Origin of the sequence: Blastopirellula sediminis (genome assembly GCF_020966755.1) — a bacterium.
Taxonomy (GTDB): Bacteria; Planctomycetota; Planctomycetia; order Pirellulales; family Pirellulaceae; genus Blastopirellula; species Blastopirellula sediminis.
In genome coordinates, this window is sequence record NZ_JAJKFT010000010.1 from 3974147 (window position 1) to 3992124 (window position 17978).

Here is a 17978-nt window from a genome sequence, read left to right on the forward strand (position 1 = left end):
GACGCCGCAAGAGCATGGCACCAGGTATTCTGCGTTTATTCCGCTTCGACCAACTCTTCCTCCGCCGCCGCTTCTGGCGAGAGAATCTGGCAGAAGGCGAAGAAGCCGGGGAAGAAGTTCTTGTTCGACACTGGTTCGTGGATGACCGATTTGTCGCTTCCGCGCTGCCAGAGGTGGAACGTCCCTTCCTGGATGTCGAAGTTCACGATTTGATTCCACGGGACCTGGACCGGCGTCTTTTTGCCGCCGAAGAACGAGGTCGGCACGAACTCAAGGTGGTCGTTATGAAAGGTGATCGCCGGCGTCCAGGCGACCGGACGTCCGTCAGCGATCTCACGCAACATTCGTGATCCGATGACCTGGGAGACATGGTTGCGCAGCACGTCGAGGTCGTCGTCGGCGCCGCGGATGTTGGCGCTGTAGTTGATCCTTGAAGCGCCGGAGCCGGGAAGTGGATCAAACGTCATCTGCGTTTGCGTGCCGGTATAGGCGCCGTTGTAGTACATACGAGTCGCCGAATAGGTGAACGACTCGACATCTTCGTACCGGATTTTCTGGTGCCCGGTCATTCCTGATTGGAAGACGCCCTGGTCATGGCAGCGGAACGAGGTGCGTTCGCAATAGAAGTAGATCAAAACGCTGAAGGCGATCACCACCAGCGGCGCCGCGAGTCCGAGCAGCGGGTGAACGACGAACAGCAGTAACGAGAGGATCGTCACGATAATCGCCAGAACCCAGCCGACCGCATTGAAACGGGTAGCGCGTTCAAACAGGACGCGTCCCAAGCCATTGGCCGGCGCGGCGTTGGCGTTTTGTTCCGGAATCATTTTGCCGAGCAAGCGGATCAGCAGGTAAGAGTTGCGTCCCTTGATGGGGAATTTGATCGACGCATGTTCGTCATCGACGCGCCAGATGCAGACCTGGTCGCCATAGACGTCGACCGCTTGGAGCTTATCGAACGGGATCAGGCTGTCTTGGGAAGTGCCTACTGCGAGTGCGCTCTTACTGATCGCCCACCCTTCGCCGGCGGCATGTTCGCCCCGGTCGAGCGCCTCGGTCGCGCGATGTTCCAGCATGTCGAGCAAGCGATTGTGAAGACTCACCACTCCGTCCGGACGATCATCCTTAATTCGGTAGTTCATCACGATCGGCTTGTCCCGATCGATCACCCAGTAGCGGACGTCGCGTTGGATGCCGGCCGCGTTGCCGTTGTTGAAGATCTTTTTGTCCCACAGCGACATCGCCAGGACGTCGGCATCGGCGAAGGTGTGATCTTCGCCCAGCTCGGTGATGGCGAATCCATGGCCCAGGTCGGTGCACCAGACCCGCGAACGGCGTTTAAAAAAGGCGATCGTTTCCATGATGCCGGTAACGATAAGGCCGCCGTAGAAGAAAAAGTCGTCGAGCCCGTCGTTGACTTGAAAGCCGAGGATAATCCCGACCACGACCAAGATCGGGCCGATGGCTCGCAACAGGTGGAAGACCCAGGAGATTTCTCCACGAACGAGGACGCGCTCGGATTGTGCGTCTTGCATGACTTGCCTTTCATGCGTGAGAAGAGATGTTGCATGACGAGGTAATGAGTGTTCGATTTTTATAGCCGACGCCGGAGGGGATTGCAATTTTTCCCGAAACGGAACACTAGCCCGCAGCGCAAGCGAGGGAATTCGTTTCGCCCGTCGATACGAGCGTGCCCGAATTCTCCCCTGCTAATGCTCCGAGATGATCGCGACTTCATTACCGCGATCAACTTGCGACCGCATTCCCTCGCTTGCGCTGCGGGCTAGTGTTTGGCGTGGTGGGCGCAAAAAAAGAGGCCGATCCGTTTGGATCGGCCTCGGGTGACCTCGTGATTTTGGCGCTGACTAGCGGGTCGTCTTTTTGCCGCCGGCGATTTTCGCTTCCGGGGCGGCGCCCAGGAAGGTCATCAGGTCGGCGATTTCTTCCGCAGTCAGTTGATCGAGCAGGCCTTCCGGCATCACGCTGGTTGGGCTGCTGGCGATCTCGTCGATTTCGTTGGCGAGGATCGTTCGCTTCTGGCCGTCTTGGCCGGTCAGGATGACGTCCCCTTCGGTCGTGCGAGTCACGAGCCCGACGAAGATCTGGCCGTCCATCGTCAGAACCTTGCGAGCGGCGTACTGATCCGAAATCACATGCGACGGGAACAGGACCGACTCCAGGATCTGTCGCTTCTGGAAGCGACGCGCGACTTCGGTCAAGTCCGGACCGACCGCTTCGCCGAGCGAGCCGACGCGATGGCACGCGGCGCACTGGGCTTTCTTGAAGACCGCCTTGCCGTTGGCGTGATTGCCGCCGACGAACTCGTCGCCGGTCAGGTAATCGAGCAACTCGTCCAGGTTCCAGTTTCCTTTCGCCACGTCGAGCGGTTTGGCGGCCGGCATTTCGGGATGGTTCTCGGCGAACCAATCTTGCCACGCGACGACCCGTTCGGCCATCGGCGCGGTGTTGCTGGCCGGAAATTCGCCGGTCCATTTTTCGAGCAAGCGAATCGCGTTGATCCCCCCTTCATCCTGCAGTTGGTCGGCGAGGATGATCAGTTGGCGGATATGTTCCGGGTTGGTCGAGGTCGCCGGAGCGTTTCGCAGCTTGGCGAGGACCGCACTGGCGAACTCACCCTTCAAAATCGACAGGCTGTCGAGCAGCAAGGCGAAGTTTTCGCCGGTCGGCTGTTGGGCCAGGCCCATCGCGACCGAAGCGCGGCGTTCCGGATAGTCGCGATAGACTTCTCGCAGGTAGGACATCATCTGTTCGTCGTCGCTTTCGGCGAGGATCGCAACGATCCCCATCTGCAGGCGTTCGATCACGGCCCCTTCGCGGCCTTGCAACTTCTTGTCGACGCCGCAGAGGGTTTCGACGATGTAGGCCGGGCGCTGTTCCGGCAATTCAAACAAAGCCGCCAGGGTGGCGTTCGGCCAAACGTCGCCGACCGTCAACAAGAGGAGCTTTTCTTCCGGATCGAGATGTTTGACGAACTGCTTGGTCGACATTTCGACATAGCCTCGCAGCCCTTCCCCGCCATCGATCTCCAGACCTCGTTCGAGATGGCCGATCAGCTTCAGCTTCTCTTCGCGGCTCCAGCCGGTCGGAATGAAGGTCATCTGCATCGCCAGGAACAAGCGTTCGCTGTTGGGGATGTCGCTGTCGAGGTGAGCGATATAGCGATCGGTGATCGAACCTTCCTGGAGGAAGGCGAGCGTCTGGATTAGCTCGCGGTTCATCACGTGGTCGCCGGCCGGGAACTCGCGGGCGATCTGTTCGCCCAAGCGACCCAGTTCCGAATTTTGCATTTCGCCACGGAAGATGGCCACCTGAATGACGCGCATCGTGTCTTTAAAGTCCTGGTCGGACAAGTAGCTGTCGAGCAGCTCGCTCGCCCGGTTGCAGATCGCGACGGCACGTTCATGCGTCGGGTCGGCGATCATCGCCGCGACGGCGCCCATGTTGAACAGGTGAGCGTCTTTGGTCGCCAGGATTTCCGAGAACCACTCGTCAACCGGCTGGCGTTCGAGCAGCCGGCGGGCCGACCACGCTTCGCGGCGATCGCTGGAGGTCAGGATCGGTTGGATCAGGCTGAGCGGTACGCGAGTATCTTTGTAGGCGAGCGCTTCGCAGGCCGCGCGACGAATTTTCGGGCTCGCGTCCGAGAGCATGTCGGTGATCCGGTCGAGCGCTTCCGGTTCGCTGCGAAGGCTCAGCAGCTTCATCGTTTTCATCCGGACGTCGGCGTCCGGATCGTTCGACAGCTTCAGCAGGAATTCGATGCTGGGAGTCGGACCGTAGAGTTGCATCAGTTCCAAAGCGCGAACGCGGAACTGCGACGGATTCTTTTCGGCGATGGCGACCCCTTGGACTTGGGCGTCCCAGGTCGATCCCATCTCCTGTTGGATTTCGGCAATGTGCTGGCGGCCCCAGGCGCTGTGCGGCTGCGGTTGGCGAACCGCGGCGGCGATGCCGGTTTCGTCATCCTTCAGCTGGCCCGCCGGTTCGTCGCCTTTCCAGACGATGCGGTACAAGCCGCCGTCGGTTCCACGACCGCCGGTGCAGATGTAGAGCCAACCGTCCGGGCCGACGTCAATGTCGGTGGCGTTGAACTGCTTTCCTTCCAGGAAGGTTTCCTGTTGGGCGCGGTATCCGGCTCGATCGGTGATGAACTGCAGCGTGGTGATCCGGCCGTTCGACCAATCGCACGCGAACAGGCGATCTTGGAAGCGAGTCGGGAATTTCTGGTGATCGTAGAAGACCATGCCGGTCGGCGAAGCCGCTTTGGTTTCGAGCGTCGCCGGCAAGGCGTCGAGATAAAACGAAGGCCACTTCGCCCAGCCGCTGCGCCAACCGAATTCGGCGCCCGGGATGACTTGCATCACGCGAGGCGGCAAGTGCCAGACGAGACCTTCGTCCCATTCCATGTCAGAGTCGTAGGTGAAGAGTTCGCCGTCGCGGTTGAACGACAGGTCATAGGAGTTACGCAGACCGCCGGCGACCACTTCGACGAAGCTGCCGTCGACGTCGGTACGCAGGATCATGCCGCCCGGGGCTTTCACGCCGACCGCATGTCCGCCCGGATCTTCAAAACGTTTGACCAGGTCCCCTTCGTAGTAGTTGCGATGGGGGCTGGTTTCGGAGATCTTGCCGGCCAACTGGGTGTGGTTGCCGACCGTCAGGTAGATCAGGCCATCCGGGCCGAGCGCCATCTGGTGGGCGCCATGTTCGCCGAGCGGGCCGGTGAACTTGATCAGCGTTTCGGCGATCGACAGCGTACCATCCTGGTCTTCGTCCTTCAGGTGATACATCGCGGTTCCCTGCGGGCCCTCGCCGACGACATAGACGTCGCCATTGAGCGGCAGGATCCCTTGGACGTTTTTCACTTCGTCGCAGTAGACGCGGGCGCTGTCGACGACGCCATCTTTGTTCTCGTCGGTGAAGAGCATCAACGGGCCACCCTCTTGCGAGGCGACGATGCCGCCGAACTCGTTGAAGGCCATCGCGATCAGCGAACCGGTTTTGTCGGCCGAGATCACTTCCTGGATCGCGAAGCCCGGCATGATCTGGAAACGGGGCTCTTCTTGCGGCTGGACCGGAGTCGAGACGGTGGTCGCCGGAGTTTCCGGCGGAGGAGTCGGAATCGCTCCGTCGGCGAGCCAAGGAGCGGTGCTCCCTTGCGGGCCGAAGACCTGGACGGCCGACCATTGCGAATCGTTGTATTGCAGCGATTGCCACTGCGGAATAATGCGCGTGCTGGCGAGCCAGGTCGCGTCGGAGACGACGTCTTGGATGCGGCCGTTCTGGTCGGTGAATTCAATTCGAACCGCCAGGCCGGCGGTCGAGCCGGTCGTATTGGTGACCTGAACGCCGACGACGTTGCGCCCGGCGACGATGTGACGCGTGACGTCAATCGTGCGCATCTGCTGCCAGGAGTGTCCACTTACGACGCGAGCCCCGTTGATCCAGAGTTCGTAGGCGTCGTCAGCGGCGACCTGCAGAATAACGCGCTGCGACCCGCGGACGTTGATCGTCTTACGGAAGAAGCAGCTCGTTCGCGGAACGGCGTCCTTGGAATGCTGTGGGGCCCAGATCCAGTTAGCGGTCTCGGCCTCAGCGGCGCCTGCGGCAATCAGCAGGAGTCCGCAAGTTAGGAGCTGAGTCAGTCTTTTGGCGTTCATGGCTGGTTCGAGCATTCGGCTAATTTGCTTCGTTACGTTCTCTGCCCTGGGGGGTATGCCGGGATCCCACGACGCTGCGTCAAAGGAAGGGTAATGCGGCATCATTTCAAGAATCGGGCCTGACGATTCACAAAATCAGCAAAACTGTCACGTCCGGCATAATTATGAAAAATTGCCACGGTCAGCCGCGAAAAGGCGCCAGCAGTCTGGCGCATCCATTGCGAGAAAAGTAAGGGAAAAAAGTTACGCATTTACTTGTTATTGACCGTTACTGGGCGAACAGAATAGGATGCAAACACCCTGTCTATAGCGGGTGCAGTGTTTGTGAAAATTGCCTGCCTTGCCCTGCTTGACTCTATTCCTTGTTTTCCCACCGCGCGCGGCCTCGCTCCCTTCCGGCGACGCCGTGGAAAGGATAAGTGCTGATGAATTGGCGTCCTCTCCCAGGGTTTTTCATCTTTGCATTTCTGTTGCTAGCTGGGCTATCTGGATGCGGCGGATCTGGAGGCGAGACGACGACCACCGAGGAGCCGACCACCTCGGAGAGTGGATCAGCAGAAGAGAAGAAGGAAGAGCCGGCCGAAGAGGAAGTGCTGCTGGAGCCATTTGACGCTCCGCCGCTGGAAGAGATCGACGCGAAGGTGAAATGGGTCGATCAGCGGGTGGTCGATCCAATCGAACTGCTTCGCGAGCAACTTGCAAAAGAGCCGCCGCTGACCGATGCGAAGACCGCTCTCACGCTTCGCAACGACTACCCGAAAGACAAAGTTAATAACGAAAAGATCTTGTCGGCTCTCGGCCGTTTGCCGGCGTCGGAAGACGAAGTCGATTACGACTCGACCGTGGTTCGTCATGTTGGCGGCGACGCCAAGAGCACCAACCCGCTGATGGTCAGCTCGGTGACCGAGTTCGACGTGGTCGGGCTGATGGGGATCGAGGTGTTCGGTTTCGACTGGAACATGGATCCGCTGGCGAGCTCCGACTACGTCAAGAGCTGGCAGACGAGCGAAGACGGACTGTACGACAAGGTCGTCCTGCGTGACGACATCTATTGGTCGGATGGAAAGAAGGTGACCGCCCAGGACGTGATGTTCTCGTTCCAGGTGATCATGGATCCGGAGTCGCGCGTGCCGGCGGTGAAGCAAGGCACCGATCGGATTCGCTGGGTGCAAGCCTACGGCGACAACACGATCGTCTACTTCCACCGCGAATCGACGCCGGTCAACGTCTGGAACATCAACTTCCCGACGATTCCGAAGCACGTCTACGAAGAGACGATCAAAGAAGACCCGACGATGCGTTTCAGCAAGGCCCACTCCGACCTGGAAAAGAACCCGGTTTGCGGCGGACCTTACAAGCTGGTCAAGCATGATCGCGGTCAGGAAATCGTGCTGGAACGCCGTGACGATTTCTACATGGTCGACGGCAAGCAAGTTCGCCGTAAGCCGTACATCAAGACGATCCGCTTCCGCGTGATCGAAGATCCGAACACCGCCATGTTGGCGCTGAAGACCGGCTCGATCGACGAGATGGCGATCTCCGCCGATCTCTGGAAGACGCAAGCGAACGACGACAAGTTCTACGAGCACAATACGAAGGCGACCGATACCGAATGGGTCAGCTTCCATATTTGCTGGAACGTGAAGTCGCCGTTCTTCGAGGACAAGCGAGTCCGTCAGGCGATGTCGTACACCCTCGATCATGAGGAAATGCTCGACAAGGTGTTTGAGGGGTTGTACGAACCGGCCGCCGGTCCGTTTCACCCGACCGCTTGGATGGCGCCTAAGCCGTTCCCCGAATCTTACAAGCAAGATTTGGACAAAGCGGAAGAACTGCTCGACGAAGCCGGCTGGAGCGATACCGATCTGGACGGCATCCGCGATAAGAAAATCAAGGGCAAGACGGTCCGTTTTGAGTTTGCGATCATCTGCCCGCCGAACCCGCTGTCGGAACGCGTTTGTAAGCTGCTGAAGCGCGACCTGAGCAAGATCGGCGTCGCGTGCAACATCAAGATGGTCGAGTTCACCGCGCTGCAGCAGTTGAACCTGGACCATAACTTTGAAGCGTCGGTCAGCGGCTGGGGAACGAGCACCGACCCCTACTCGGTCGAAAACATCTTCGGCACCGGCGAGGGGCGTAACTACGGCCAGTACTCGAATGCGGAACTCGACAAGCTGTTTGAAGAAGGCTTGCGTGAGTTCGACAAGGAAAAGCGAGCCAAGATCTACGGCAAGGTGCACGAGATTTTGTATGACGATCAGGTCTATACCTGGCTCTTCTACCGCAACTCGTTCTACGGTTTCAACAAGAAGCTCCGCGGTTATCGCTTTAGCCCCCGCGGACCTTACAACTACAGCCCCGGCTTCAGCAGCATTTGGGTTGCCAAGCCGTAAGTTGTTTCCGGCCAGCGAAACCGAAGAAAACTAGCTTATGCTCACTTATATCGTTCGACGATTGATGATCAGCGTGTTGACGCTGATCATCATTACCGCCTTTGTCTACGGCCTCGTGCGTGCGATGCCGGGCTCGCCGCTAACGGCGATTATCGCTGGGGCCAACGAAAAGACCGACAAGTCGATCAGCGCCCAGCAGTATGACCGGATGAAGGAGCAGTTTGGTCTGAACAAGCATTGGACGCTTGGCTATGTCGATTGGTTGAGCGGCGTGGTTCGGGGAGACCTGCAGAACTCACTGACGCAGCCCAATACGGTCTCTTATCTGATCCGAGAACGCTTCAAAGCGACGCTATTGCTAACGACCACGTCGCTGGTTCTGGCCTATTTGCTGTCGATCCCGCTGGGGCTCTATTCGTCGGCGAGAAATGGGACGGTCGTGGAACGTGGAACGTCGATAACGCTCTACATGCTCTATTCCGTTCCGGTCTTCGTCGCGGCGCTCTATCTGCAGATTTTTCTGCACGTCAAAATGGGGTGGTTGCCGCTCGATCGGATCGTTAGTTCGGACTACAGCGAGCTGTCGACGTTTGGCAAGACGTGGGATCTGTTTCGGCATTCGCTGATGCCGGTGCTCTGTTTCACCTACACGTCGCTCGCTTATTACACGCGCTTTATCAAAGCGAACATGCAGGAAGTGGTGCAGCAAGACTACATTCGCACCGCGAAAGCGAAAGGGGTTGGCCCCTTTAAAATTCTGACGGTTCACGCGTTCCGCAACACGATGATTCCGTTCGTAACGCTGATCGGAATGACGTTGCCGGCGCTGCTCGGCGGCGCGATCATTATTGAGAAAATCTATAGTTGGCCTGGAATGGGCGCGCTCTTCCTGGAGGCGATCAGCCAACGCGACTATCCGCTCGTGATGGGGCTGGTCCTGATGTTTTCCAGCCTGACGTTGCTGGGGCAGTTGCTCGCCGACGTGTTGTACGGCGTGGTCGATCCGCGTATTTCTTATTCCTAAGCGTTACGAAAACATGACGAGCGATAAGCCCACTCCTGCAGCCAGCAAGCCGCGCGAATCTCGCGGATTCTGGGCCGAATCATGGCGCAATTTTCGGCGTCGGCCGCAAGCGATGATTGCTCTGACGTACGTCGTCTTCCTGTCGATCATCGCCTTGACGGCCCCGATGATCGTCGGCGTGCGACCGATCGTTTGCGAGTACAAGGGAGAGATTCACTTCCCCTGCACCTATTACTACTATCGGATTCTCGGCTTCAACAAGCAGGCGTATAAGACCGAGGCGGTCTTCATCAACGACAAGTTCCGCGGCGTCTACCCCGAGAACCTAAAGAAGAACGATCCCGACAGCTGGGCGATCTGGCCGCTGGTCTACCAAGATCCGTATCGGCCGATCGAAGGAGAGGAATGGCCGAATCAGCCGGCGAATCCTTACGGCGATGACGGTAAGCCGAATAAGTTTAACTTGTTGGGGACCGACAAAGACGGCGTCGACGTCTTCGCCCAGATGGTGCACGGAACGCAGATCTCGTTGTTGGTCGGTTTCGTGTCGATGGGGATCGCAGCGTCAATCGGCATCGTCGTCGGCGCACTGGCCGGCTATTACGGCGGTTGGATCGATACGATTCTTAGCCGCCTGATTGAAGTGATGATGTGTCTGCCGACGCTCGTGTTGATCCTGGCGGTGCGCTCGATTCTGGACGACATCACGATCTGGCACTTGATGGTGCTGATTGGAGTGACCGGCTGGACCGGCGTCGCCCGTTTGACTCGGGCCGAGTTCCTGAAGATCCGCGAAATCGAATATGTGTCGGCCGCTCGTTCGCTTGGCGCCGGGCAATTGCGACTGATGTTCGTCCACATTCTCCGCAACGCGCTGGCTCCGATCCTGGTGCCGATTTCGTTCGGCATCGCGTCGGCGATCTTGACCGAAGGGGCGCTTAGCTTCCTCGGTTTCGGCGCTCCTCCCCCAAATCCGAGTTGGGGAACGCTGCTCAGCGTCGGCCGCACGAAGATCGATTCGATGTGGTGGCTGGTCGTTTATCCCGGCTTGGCGATTTTCTCGACGGTGCTCGCCTACAACTTGATTGGCGAAGGGGTCCAGGAAGCGACCGATCCGCGGACGCGTGAAGGATAATAGGCAAATCAGCGAAGCGAATTGAAACATGACTGAAGCGCTCGTTAGGATTGACAATCTCAAGACCTATTTCCGGACCGAAGAGGGCCTGGTCAAGGCGGTCGACGACGTCTCGTTGCACATCGATCCCGGTACGACGATGGGGATCGTCGGCGAGTCGGGCTCGGGCAAAAGCGTGACGTCGCTGACGATCATGCAGCTGCTCGCCAAGTCGGCGCATATCGAGGGAGGTTCGATCTCGTTTCTAGGACGTGATCTGGTACAGCTGCCCGAACCCGAAATGCGCAAGGTTCGCGGCAAAGACATCGGCATGATCTTTCAAGAGCCGATGACCTCGCTCAACCCGGTCTTCACCGTCGGTTCGCAGGTGATGGAAGCGATCCTGCTGCATCAAAAGGTGACCAAAGAGCAAGCCCGGCAGCGGACGATCGAACTGTTCGAGGAAGTCGGCATCCCGAATCCAGAGCAGCGGGTCAATTCGTATCCGCATCAGATGTCGGGCGGGCAGAAGCAACGCGTGATGATCGCGATGGCCCTTTCCTGCAATCCGAAGTTGCTGATCGCCGACGAACCGACCACCGCACTCGACGTGACGATCCAGGCGCAGATCCTCGATATTCTCCGCCGCCTCCGCGATCAGCGCGGCATGGCGGTCTTGTTCATCACGCACGATCTCGGCGTGATCGCCGACATTGCCGACTATGTTACGGTGATGTACCGCGGCAAGATCGTCGAGCAAGGGGACGTCGTCTCGATCTTCGAGAACCCGCAGCATCCTTACACCAAAGGTTTGCTCGCGTGCCGTCCGCGACTTGATACGAAGTACAAACTGTTGCCGACGGTCGACGACTTCATGGAAGCGACGACCGAAGATGGCGAAGTGAAGATCACCGAGAAGTTTGTCGACGAAAAACGTCTCGGCGAATTGATGACGACCGGACGAGGACGCTTGCTCCATCCGAAGTCGGAACTTGCCGCGATGGGGCATCCGTGGGAAGAAGGTCATCACGCCGCTGATGCGAAGTCGGTCGCCGAAGGGGAAAAGCCGCTGCTTCAGGTTCGCGATCTCCATGTTCACTTTCCGATTCGCAAAGGGATCTTTCGGAGCGTCGCTGGTCATGTGAAGGCGGTCGACGGAGTCAGCTTCAACGTCTATCGCGGGCAAACGCTTGGCCTGGTGGGCGAGTCGGGCTGCGGCAAAACGACGACCGGGCGCGCGATTATCCAGCTGATTCGTCCGACCTCCGGCGAGATGTCGTTTGACGGGGTCGAACTCTCTGCGCTCAATCCTCCGCCGTCGATGGCGGATGTCCTCCCCTGGGCCGCTTACGATCACTGGGAACGAGCACGGCGACTACGCCAGATGCGCCGCCGGTTTCAGATCATCTTTCAAGATCCGTACGGCAGCTTGAATCCGCGCATGACGGTCGAAGCGGCGATCTGCGAGCCGATGGTGATCCAGAAAATCGGCAACAAGAAGGAACGCCGCGAACGGGCCGCCGCCCTGTTGGAAGAAGTCGGCCTGAACGCGTCGCATTTGCGACGTTATCCGCATGAGTTTTCCGGCGGCCAGCGACAGCGCATTTGCATCGCGCGCGCCCTGACGGTCGAGCCAGAGTTCCTGATCTGCGACGAGTCGGTCTCGGCCCTCGACGTTTCGGTTCAGGCCCAAGTGTTAAACCTGCTGAAAGATTTGCAGCTTCGTCGCGGGCTTACCTATTTGTTCATCAGTCACGACTTGAGCGTGGTCAAATTCATGTCGGACATGATCGCCGTCATGAATCAAGGAAAGATTGTCGAGTTTGGCCCGGCCGACAACATTTACGCCAATCCGCAGCAGGACTACACCAAGCGGCTGATCAGTGCGACGCCGCAGGACGACCTGGACCATATTCGGCAGCGACAGGCGGAGCGAAAAACTGCCCTAGCAGCCCGGATGGCAGGAGTTTAGAACGGCGATTCTTCATCGCAGCCAGCGGGGCTCAGGGCTGATATGGCGCCCGCTTTGTACGAATTATCCGAAATGGCGACGAATTTTCTGACCCCGTGAACCCACTGGGGACGATATCGCTCCTTTGGTAGTTCGGACGCGAATTATCTCCCCCCCTACCCTCATTCAGGTTGTCGCTATAATGTCGCTTTCCATTTCAACCGCCGCCCCCAGTGGCGCACTTTCAACCCCGGCAGATGGCATGTCGTCGCAGCAAATTTACATCAACGGTAAGTTCTACAGCAAAGAAGAAGCGGTCGTCAGCGTCTTCGATCACGGCTTGCTCTATGGCGACGGGGTGTTTGAAGGCTTGCGCGTCTACGAGGGGAAGGTGTTCCGGATGGAGCAGCACCTGAAACGCCTCTACGATTCGGCCAAGGCGATCTTGCTCGATATCCCGATGCCGATCGAAGCGATGGCCGAAGCGGTGGAAGAATCGGTCGAAAAGAACGGCCTGGCCAACTGCTATATCCGCCTGGTCATCACCCGCGGCGCCGGGACGTTGGGCTTGGGCCCGGAACGGACCTCGAATCCGCAAGTGATCATCATCGTCGACAAGATCTCGCTCTATCCGGAAGAGTTCTACCAGAACGGGCTCGAGATCGTCACCGCCAGCACGATTCGCAATCATCCGGGCGCCCTGAGCCCGCGAATCAAGTCGCTGAACTACCTGAACAACATCATGGCGAAGTGCGAAGCTTCGAAGGCGGGCTGCCTGGAAGCTTTGATGCTGAACCACAAAGGGGAAGTGTCGGAGTGCACCGCCGATAATATCTTCATCGTGAAGAACGGCCAGCTGATGACGCCGCCGACGGACGCCGGCATCCTGGAAGGGGTGACTCGCGAAGCGGTGCTTGAGATCGCCGTCAAAGCCGGCATCCCGACCGCCGAAAAGACGCTGACCCGTCACGACGTCTACGTCGCCGACGAATGCTTCATGACCGGAACCGCCGCCGAAGTGATCGCGGTCGTTCGGATCGACAGCCGCCCGATCGGCGACGGCCGCCCCGGCCCGATCACGGTGAAGCTGCAGGAGCTGTTCCACAAGCTGGCCCGTTCGTAAGCCGGATTCTTGGGTGCCATGCTTTCACGGCGTCTTCGCCGGGTAAGCATGTCTTCAATGCGTTTTATCCAGGGCGAAGACATGCTCATCCGGCGAAGACGCCGCAAGAGCATGGCGCCAACAGGTCGCAAGTCAAACAAGTAAGCCCGCAGGAAGAATGACTTTCGCGAAGTCACTCGTCCTGCGGGCTTCTTTCGTTCTTGCGTTTGTGGATGGGCGCCGCATTCCCTTGCTTGCGCTGCGGGCTAGTGGAAGAGCCTTACGCGCGGATGATCTTTTCGCGGCCTTTCGTCACGTTCTTCGTGGCGTTGCGCGTGTCGATCAATAGCTGCGAATGGTCGACGATTTGCTGGTAATCGTAGTCGTCGTGATCGGTGACGATCATCACCGCGTCGAACGACGCCAGGTTTTCCGGCGTCAGCGGAACGCTCTCCAGCGGCGGCAGATCGTAGTGCCGCATCGCGGGGAGTTTCGGGATGAAGGGATCGTTGTACGAGAGGACGGCGCCCCGCTCGGTCAGCAACTCCATGATCTTAAAGGTCGGGCTTTCGCGCGGATCGTCGACGTTCTTCTTGTACGCAGCGCCTAGGATCAGCACTTTGCTGCCGTTGGTCGGCTTGCGAACGTCGTTGAGCGCGTCGGACAGCTTCTGCACCACGTACTGCGGCATCGACGTGTTGATCTCGCCGGCCAATTCGATGAACCGCGTCGGCATCTCGTTCGCCCGCGCGAGCCAGCTGAGATAGAACGGGTCGATCGGGATGCAGTGTCCGCCGAGACCGGGGCCTGGATAAAACGCCTGAAAACCGAACGGCTTCGTCTTGGCCGCTTCGATCACTTCCCAGACGTCGATGTCGAGCCGATCGAAGAGGAGCTTCAGTTCGTTCACCAGCGCGATGTTCACCGCGCGGTAAGTGTTCTCCAAAATCTTGCAGGCTTCGGCCACTTCGCAGCTGCTGACCGGAATCGTTTTCACGACTGCCTGGGCGTAAAACGCGTCGGCCAGTTTCAGGCTGACCGGATCGTATCCGCCGACCACCTTCGGAATGCCACTGGCGGTGAAGTTCGGGTTGCCGGGATCTTCCCGCTCGGGACTGTAGGCCAGAAAGAAATCGACCCCCGGGGTCAGGCCCGACTTGGTCAGGATCGGAGCGACCACATCGCGGGTCGTGCCGGGATAGGTGGTGCTTTCGAGGACGACCAGCTGACCGGGGCGCAGGTTCTCGGCAATCATCTGCGCCGTCGACTCGACGTAGGTCAGGTCAGGATCGCGCGACGTATTGAGCGGAGTCGGCACGCAAATCAGCAGGACGTCCGCTTCGGACAGGCGCTGCGGATCGCTGGTCGCGGCGAAACGTCCGCTTTTGACCCAGTCGGCGATCCACTTCGAGTCGACATGCTTGATGTAGCTTTCGCCGCGCGAGAGAGCGTCGACCTTCTTTTGATCGACGTCAAAGCCAAGGGCCGAGAAGTCGCTGCCAATAAAGGCCTGGACCAGCGGCAGTCCGACATAGCCGAGGCCGATCACCCCCACTTTGGCCTCTTTGCCGAGGATCGCTTGGTGGAGCTGGGTCGCCAATTGGTCGGTGCTAGCGGGTTTGCTCATAATTTCCGTCGTCGAAAGCTACGCAGATGTTCCATCTTGAAATCGTAATTCTAGCACAGTCCTCTTCATCCTTATTTTGCGAACGTTTTTCCAGAATCTTTCGTCCTAGGACCTAAGGTGTCGGGCCGACTGCGATAAGTAACTGCGGGCGGGGAAGACCCGCTGGTCACAAATGCCTGTTGAGAAATGCCATCGTGGCATTTCTCAACCTCGCCAGGTTCAGAGCGGAGCTCTTTACGGCTCGCAAAATATCGACTTGCGTCGCTATTTTGGGATCGCATCCATGCGATCCAGCAGCCTGCCGAGAGAAATAACAGGCTGCAAACGCAGGAAGCAAAGGAATCGAGTCATGGCTAAGTATTACGTTGAATCGGGTTCGGTCCGTTTGGTCATTCAAGCTGCGGACGCTCGCCGCGCCGCTCTCTGGTCGGTCCATCGCGTGATGGAACAAGTCCTCCCGCTGGTCGATGAAGTTCCGGACGAAGCTGATCAGGAACCGGTCGGCGGCATGGTGCTGGGTGACGCGATCACGCTGAACGAACAAGGTTTCGACCGCCTTCCCGACACCCAATACGACACCCTGGAAGTGGTCGCCGAGTGGAGCCAACTGATGCTGGCCCTCGACAAGATCGAAAGTCTGGCCCGGGGCGTCTGCTAGGAAATATGACAACCTTGGTGCCATGCTCTTGCGGCGTCTTCGCCGGATGAGCATGTCTTAATCCTGTGGCGAAGCATCGAAGACATGCTCATCCGGCTATCGCCGCAAGAGCATGGCACCAGGAGGAGAGAAGATTTCCCGAAAACCATTTTGCCTAGTTTCTCGTACTAAGGGGCATCGAGCCATTGAGGTTGTCCGTTTAGCCTTGTTCGACTAAACTCCGCCTCAACAATTCGCACGCGTAGCGATTGCGGCATGGAAGCTAGCAAAAGAGGATCGCACAGCATGGGCGTTTCGGTCGTCGTTCCGATTTATAACGAACTCGAAAATATCCCGCACCTTTACCAGCAGATTCATGACGTCGTCTCCAACTTGGACCGACCTTATGAAATCATCTTCGTCGACGATGGTTCGACCGACGGGACTTTGGCTCGCGTGCAAGAGATCGCCGCCGCTGATCACAATGTGAAGGTGGTCGAGTTCCGCCGCAATTACGGTCAAACCGCCGCGATGCATGCCGGCATTCAATACGCTTCGCTCGACGTCGTCATCACGATGGACGGCGACCTGCAAAACGATCCGACCGACATCCCGATGATGCTGGCCAAGATCGACGAAGGTTACGACCTGGTTCACGGCTGGCGGAAGAATCGCCAAGACGCGCTGGTCAATCGGAAGCTGCCGTCGAAGATCGCCAACTGGTTGATCTCGAAGGTGACCAAGTTCCCGATTCACGACCTTGGCTGCACCTTGAAAGCGATCCGTCGCGAAATCGCCCAAGAGTTGGAACTGTACGGCGAAATGCATCGGTTTATCCCGATCCTTGCGCATCAACGCGGCGCTCGTTGCATCGAAGTGGTGACCAAGCATCATGCTCGCCGCTTCGGCACCACCAAATATGGCATCGGTCGCACGACTCGCGTGGTGCTCGACCTGCTCACGATTACCTACATGCTCAACTTCTTCTCGAGCCCGATGAAGCTGTTCGGTCGCTTGGGACTTGGCTGTTTGGCGATTTCGGCCGCTTCGGCGCTTGGCGTCGTCGCGATGAAGTTGATCGGCGGAGTCGACATGACCGGCAATCCGCTCCTGCTGTTGTGCGTCCTCTCGACGATCATGGGTGGGCAGTTCTTCAGCCTTGGCATGATCGGCGAAGTCAACGCGCGAATCTACTACTCGGACGCTCGCAAGCAGCCGTACGCCGTTCGTACGCTGACCAACTTTGACCACGATTTCGATCATGCGGTTCCGCTTGATCGACGTGCGGCGTAAGCTCGGCTTGTCGTCAGGCCCCAGCGGCTCGGATATGATACGTAACGACGTTGCTCGTTACGTATCTTCGCCCCGCCAGGTCGACGCACCATGAAAGCCGCTTACTTTACCGAGCCCGGTCTTCCTTCCGTCATTCAGTATGGCGATCTGCCGATGCCGCAGATCGGCCCGCGTCAGGCGCTGGTCAAAATGACGGCGGTCTCGGTCAATCCGATCGACACCTACATCCGCGGCGGCGCGAACTATTGGGAGCTGCCGCAGCCCTACATCATCGGCGCAGATTTGGCCGGCGTTGTCGAGGAAGTGGGCGCCGAGGTCGAAGGGCTCGAAGTTGGCGATCGGGTCTGGTGCACCAATCAAGGCTTTCGCGGCGAGCAAGGCGTCTTCGCCGAGTACAGTGCCGTCGATGCGAAGTGGCTTTACAAGTTGCCGGACGGAGCCAGCGACAAGTGCGCCGCTGCGTGTGCGCTGGTCGGCGTTACCGCCCATCTGGGGCTCTTCAAAGAGAACGCGGATCTTCAGCCCGGCGAGACGCTCTACATTCAGGGCGGTTCCGGCGGCGTCGGTTCGATGGTCCTGCAAATGGCGAAGCTCGCCGGAGCGCGCGTGATTGCCGCCGCCGGCAGCGAAGAGAAAGCGGCGATTTGCCGCCAGTTGGGCGCCGACGAAGTGGTCTGCTACAAGACCGAGAACGTCGCCGAGCGGATCAAAGAACTGGCGCCTGACGGCGTGAACGTCTTCTGGGAAACGCAGCGCGAGCCGGACTTTGACCTGATCGTCGGTTCGCTGGCCGAAAAAGGTCGCATCGTCCTGATGGCGGGGCGGACCGCCCGGCCGGAGTTTCCGGTCGGCCCGTTCTACGTCAAGCAAGGACGGATGTTCGGCTTCGTGATGTTCAAGGCTTCCCCGGCCGAAATGCGCGTCTGCGGCGAAGCGATCAGCTCGCTGCTCGGCGCCGGGAAGCTGAAGAGCCAGATCGGCGCCGAATTCCCGCTCAGCGAAGCGGCGCAAGCGCACGAGCTGCAGGAAGGAAACACCCTCCACAAGCAGCAAACCCTGGCCGGCAAAATCGTCCTCCACCCGTGATCGGCGCATCCGGTTGAACTATACTTCTTGCGTAGGGTCCGCTGTGCGGACCTTGCCAAATAGTAGCCCG

Annotated in this window: 11 protein-coding genes; 8 read left to right on the top strand and 3 right to left on the bottom strand. The window is 58.8% G+C overall.

Annotation, left to right across the window (positions count from 1 at the left end; genetic code table 11):
• Positions 1-35: 35 nt before the first annotated feature.
• Both LOC68_RS27745 and LOC68_RS27750 read right to left on the bottom strand, forming a co-directional pair.
• Positions 36-1535 carry a hypothetical protein gene (locus LOC68_RS27745; protein ID WP_230225062.1) on the bottom strand — a complete coding sequence of 500 codons (1500 nt, stop codon included), beginning with the start codon at positions 1533-1535 and terminating at the stop codon, positions 36-38.
• Between the two features lie 330 nt (positions 1536-1865).
• Positions 1866-5681 (bottom strand): DUF7133 domain-containing protein, encoded by a 3816-nt coding sequence (locus tag LOC68_RS27750; RefSeq protein WP_230225063.1) that lies wholly within the window; start codon positions 5679-5681, stop codon positions 1866-1868.
• Positions 5682-6106: 425 nt separating this feature from the next.
• Here LOC68_RS27750 and LOC68_RS27755 point away from each other — a divergent pair, with 425 nt between their 5' ends.
• From LOC68_RS27755 to ilvE, 5 genes are all read left to right on the top strand, one after another.
• The gene (locus tag LOC68_RS27755) at positions 6107-8074 is read left to right on the top strand and encodes a peptide-binding protein (RefSeq protein WP_230225064.1); all 1968 of its coding nucleotides are present in this window, start codon (positions 6107-6109) and stop codon (positions 8072-8074) included.
• Between the two features lie 37 nt (positions 8075-8111).
• The gene (locus LOC68_RS27760; protein WP_230225065.1) at positions 8112-9098 is read left to right on the top strand and encodes an ABC transporter permease; all 987 of its coding nucleotides are present in this window, start codon (positions 8112-8114) and stop codon (positions 9096-9098) included.
• 13 nt (positions 9099-9111) lie between these two features.
• Positions 9112-10233 carry an ABC transporter permease gene (locus LOC68_RS27765; RefSeq protein ID WP_255670691.1) on the top strand — a complete coding sequence of 374 codons (1122 nt, stop codon included), beginning with the start codon at positions 9112-9114 and terminating at the stop codon, positions 10231-10233.
• 28 nt (positions 10234-10261) lie between these two features.
• A complete protein-coding gene (locus tag LOC68_RS28685) occupies positions 10262-12184 on the top strand; it encodes an ABC transporter ATP-binding protein (RefSeq protein ID WP_315858766.1) in 1923 nt (640 codons plus the stop codon).
• Between the two features lie 241 nt (positions 12185-12425).
• Positions 12426-13286 (top strand): branched-chain-amino-acid transaminase, encoded by an 861-nt coding sequence (ilvE, locus tag LOC68_RS27780; protein WP_230225067.1) that lies wholly within the window; start codon positions 12426-12428, stop codon positions 13284-13286.
• Positions 13287-13545: 259 nt separating this feature from the next.
• On the opposite strand, the gene LOC68_RS27785 is transcribed toward ilvE, so the two are convergent.
• Positions 13546-14892, bottom strand: coding sequence for a nucleotide sugar dehydrogenase (locus LOC68_RS27785; protein ID WP_230225068.1), 1347 nt, complete (start codon positions 14890-14892; stop codon positions 13546-13548).
• A gap of 349 nt (positions 14893-15241) precedes the next feature.
• Between LOC68_RS27785 and LOC68_RS27790 the strand changes: the two genes are divergently transcribed.
• From LOC68_RS27790 to LOC68_RS27800, 3 genes are all read left to right on the top strand, one after another.
• On the top strand, positions 15242-15550 hold the full coding sequence (locus tag LOC68_RS27790; RefSeq protein ID WP_230225069.1) for a hypothetical protein: 309 nt from the start codon (positions 15242-15244) through the stop codon (positions 15548-15550).
• Positions 15551-15835: 285 nt separating this feature from the next.
• Entirely contained in the window at positions 15836-16822 is a 987-nt protein-coding gene (locus tag LOC68_RS27795; RefSeq protein WP_230225070.1) for a glycosyltransferase family 2 protein, read from the top strand.
• 90 nt (positions 16823-16912) lie between these two features.
• Positions 16913-17908: an NADPH:quinone reductase gene (locus tag LOC68_RS27800; protein ID WP_230225071.1), complete on the top strand. Its 996-nt coding sequence runs from the start codon at positions 16913-16915 to the stop codon at positions 17906-17908.
• Positions 17909-17978: the final 70 nt, after the last annotated feature.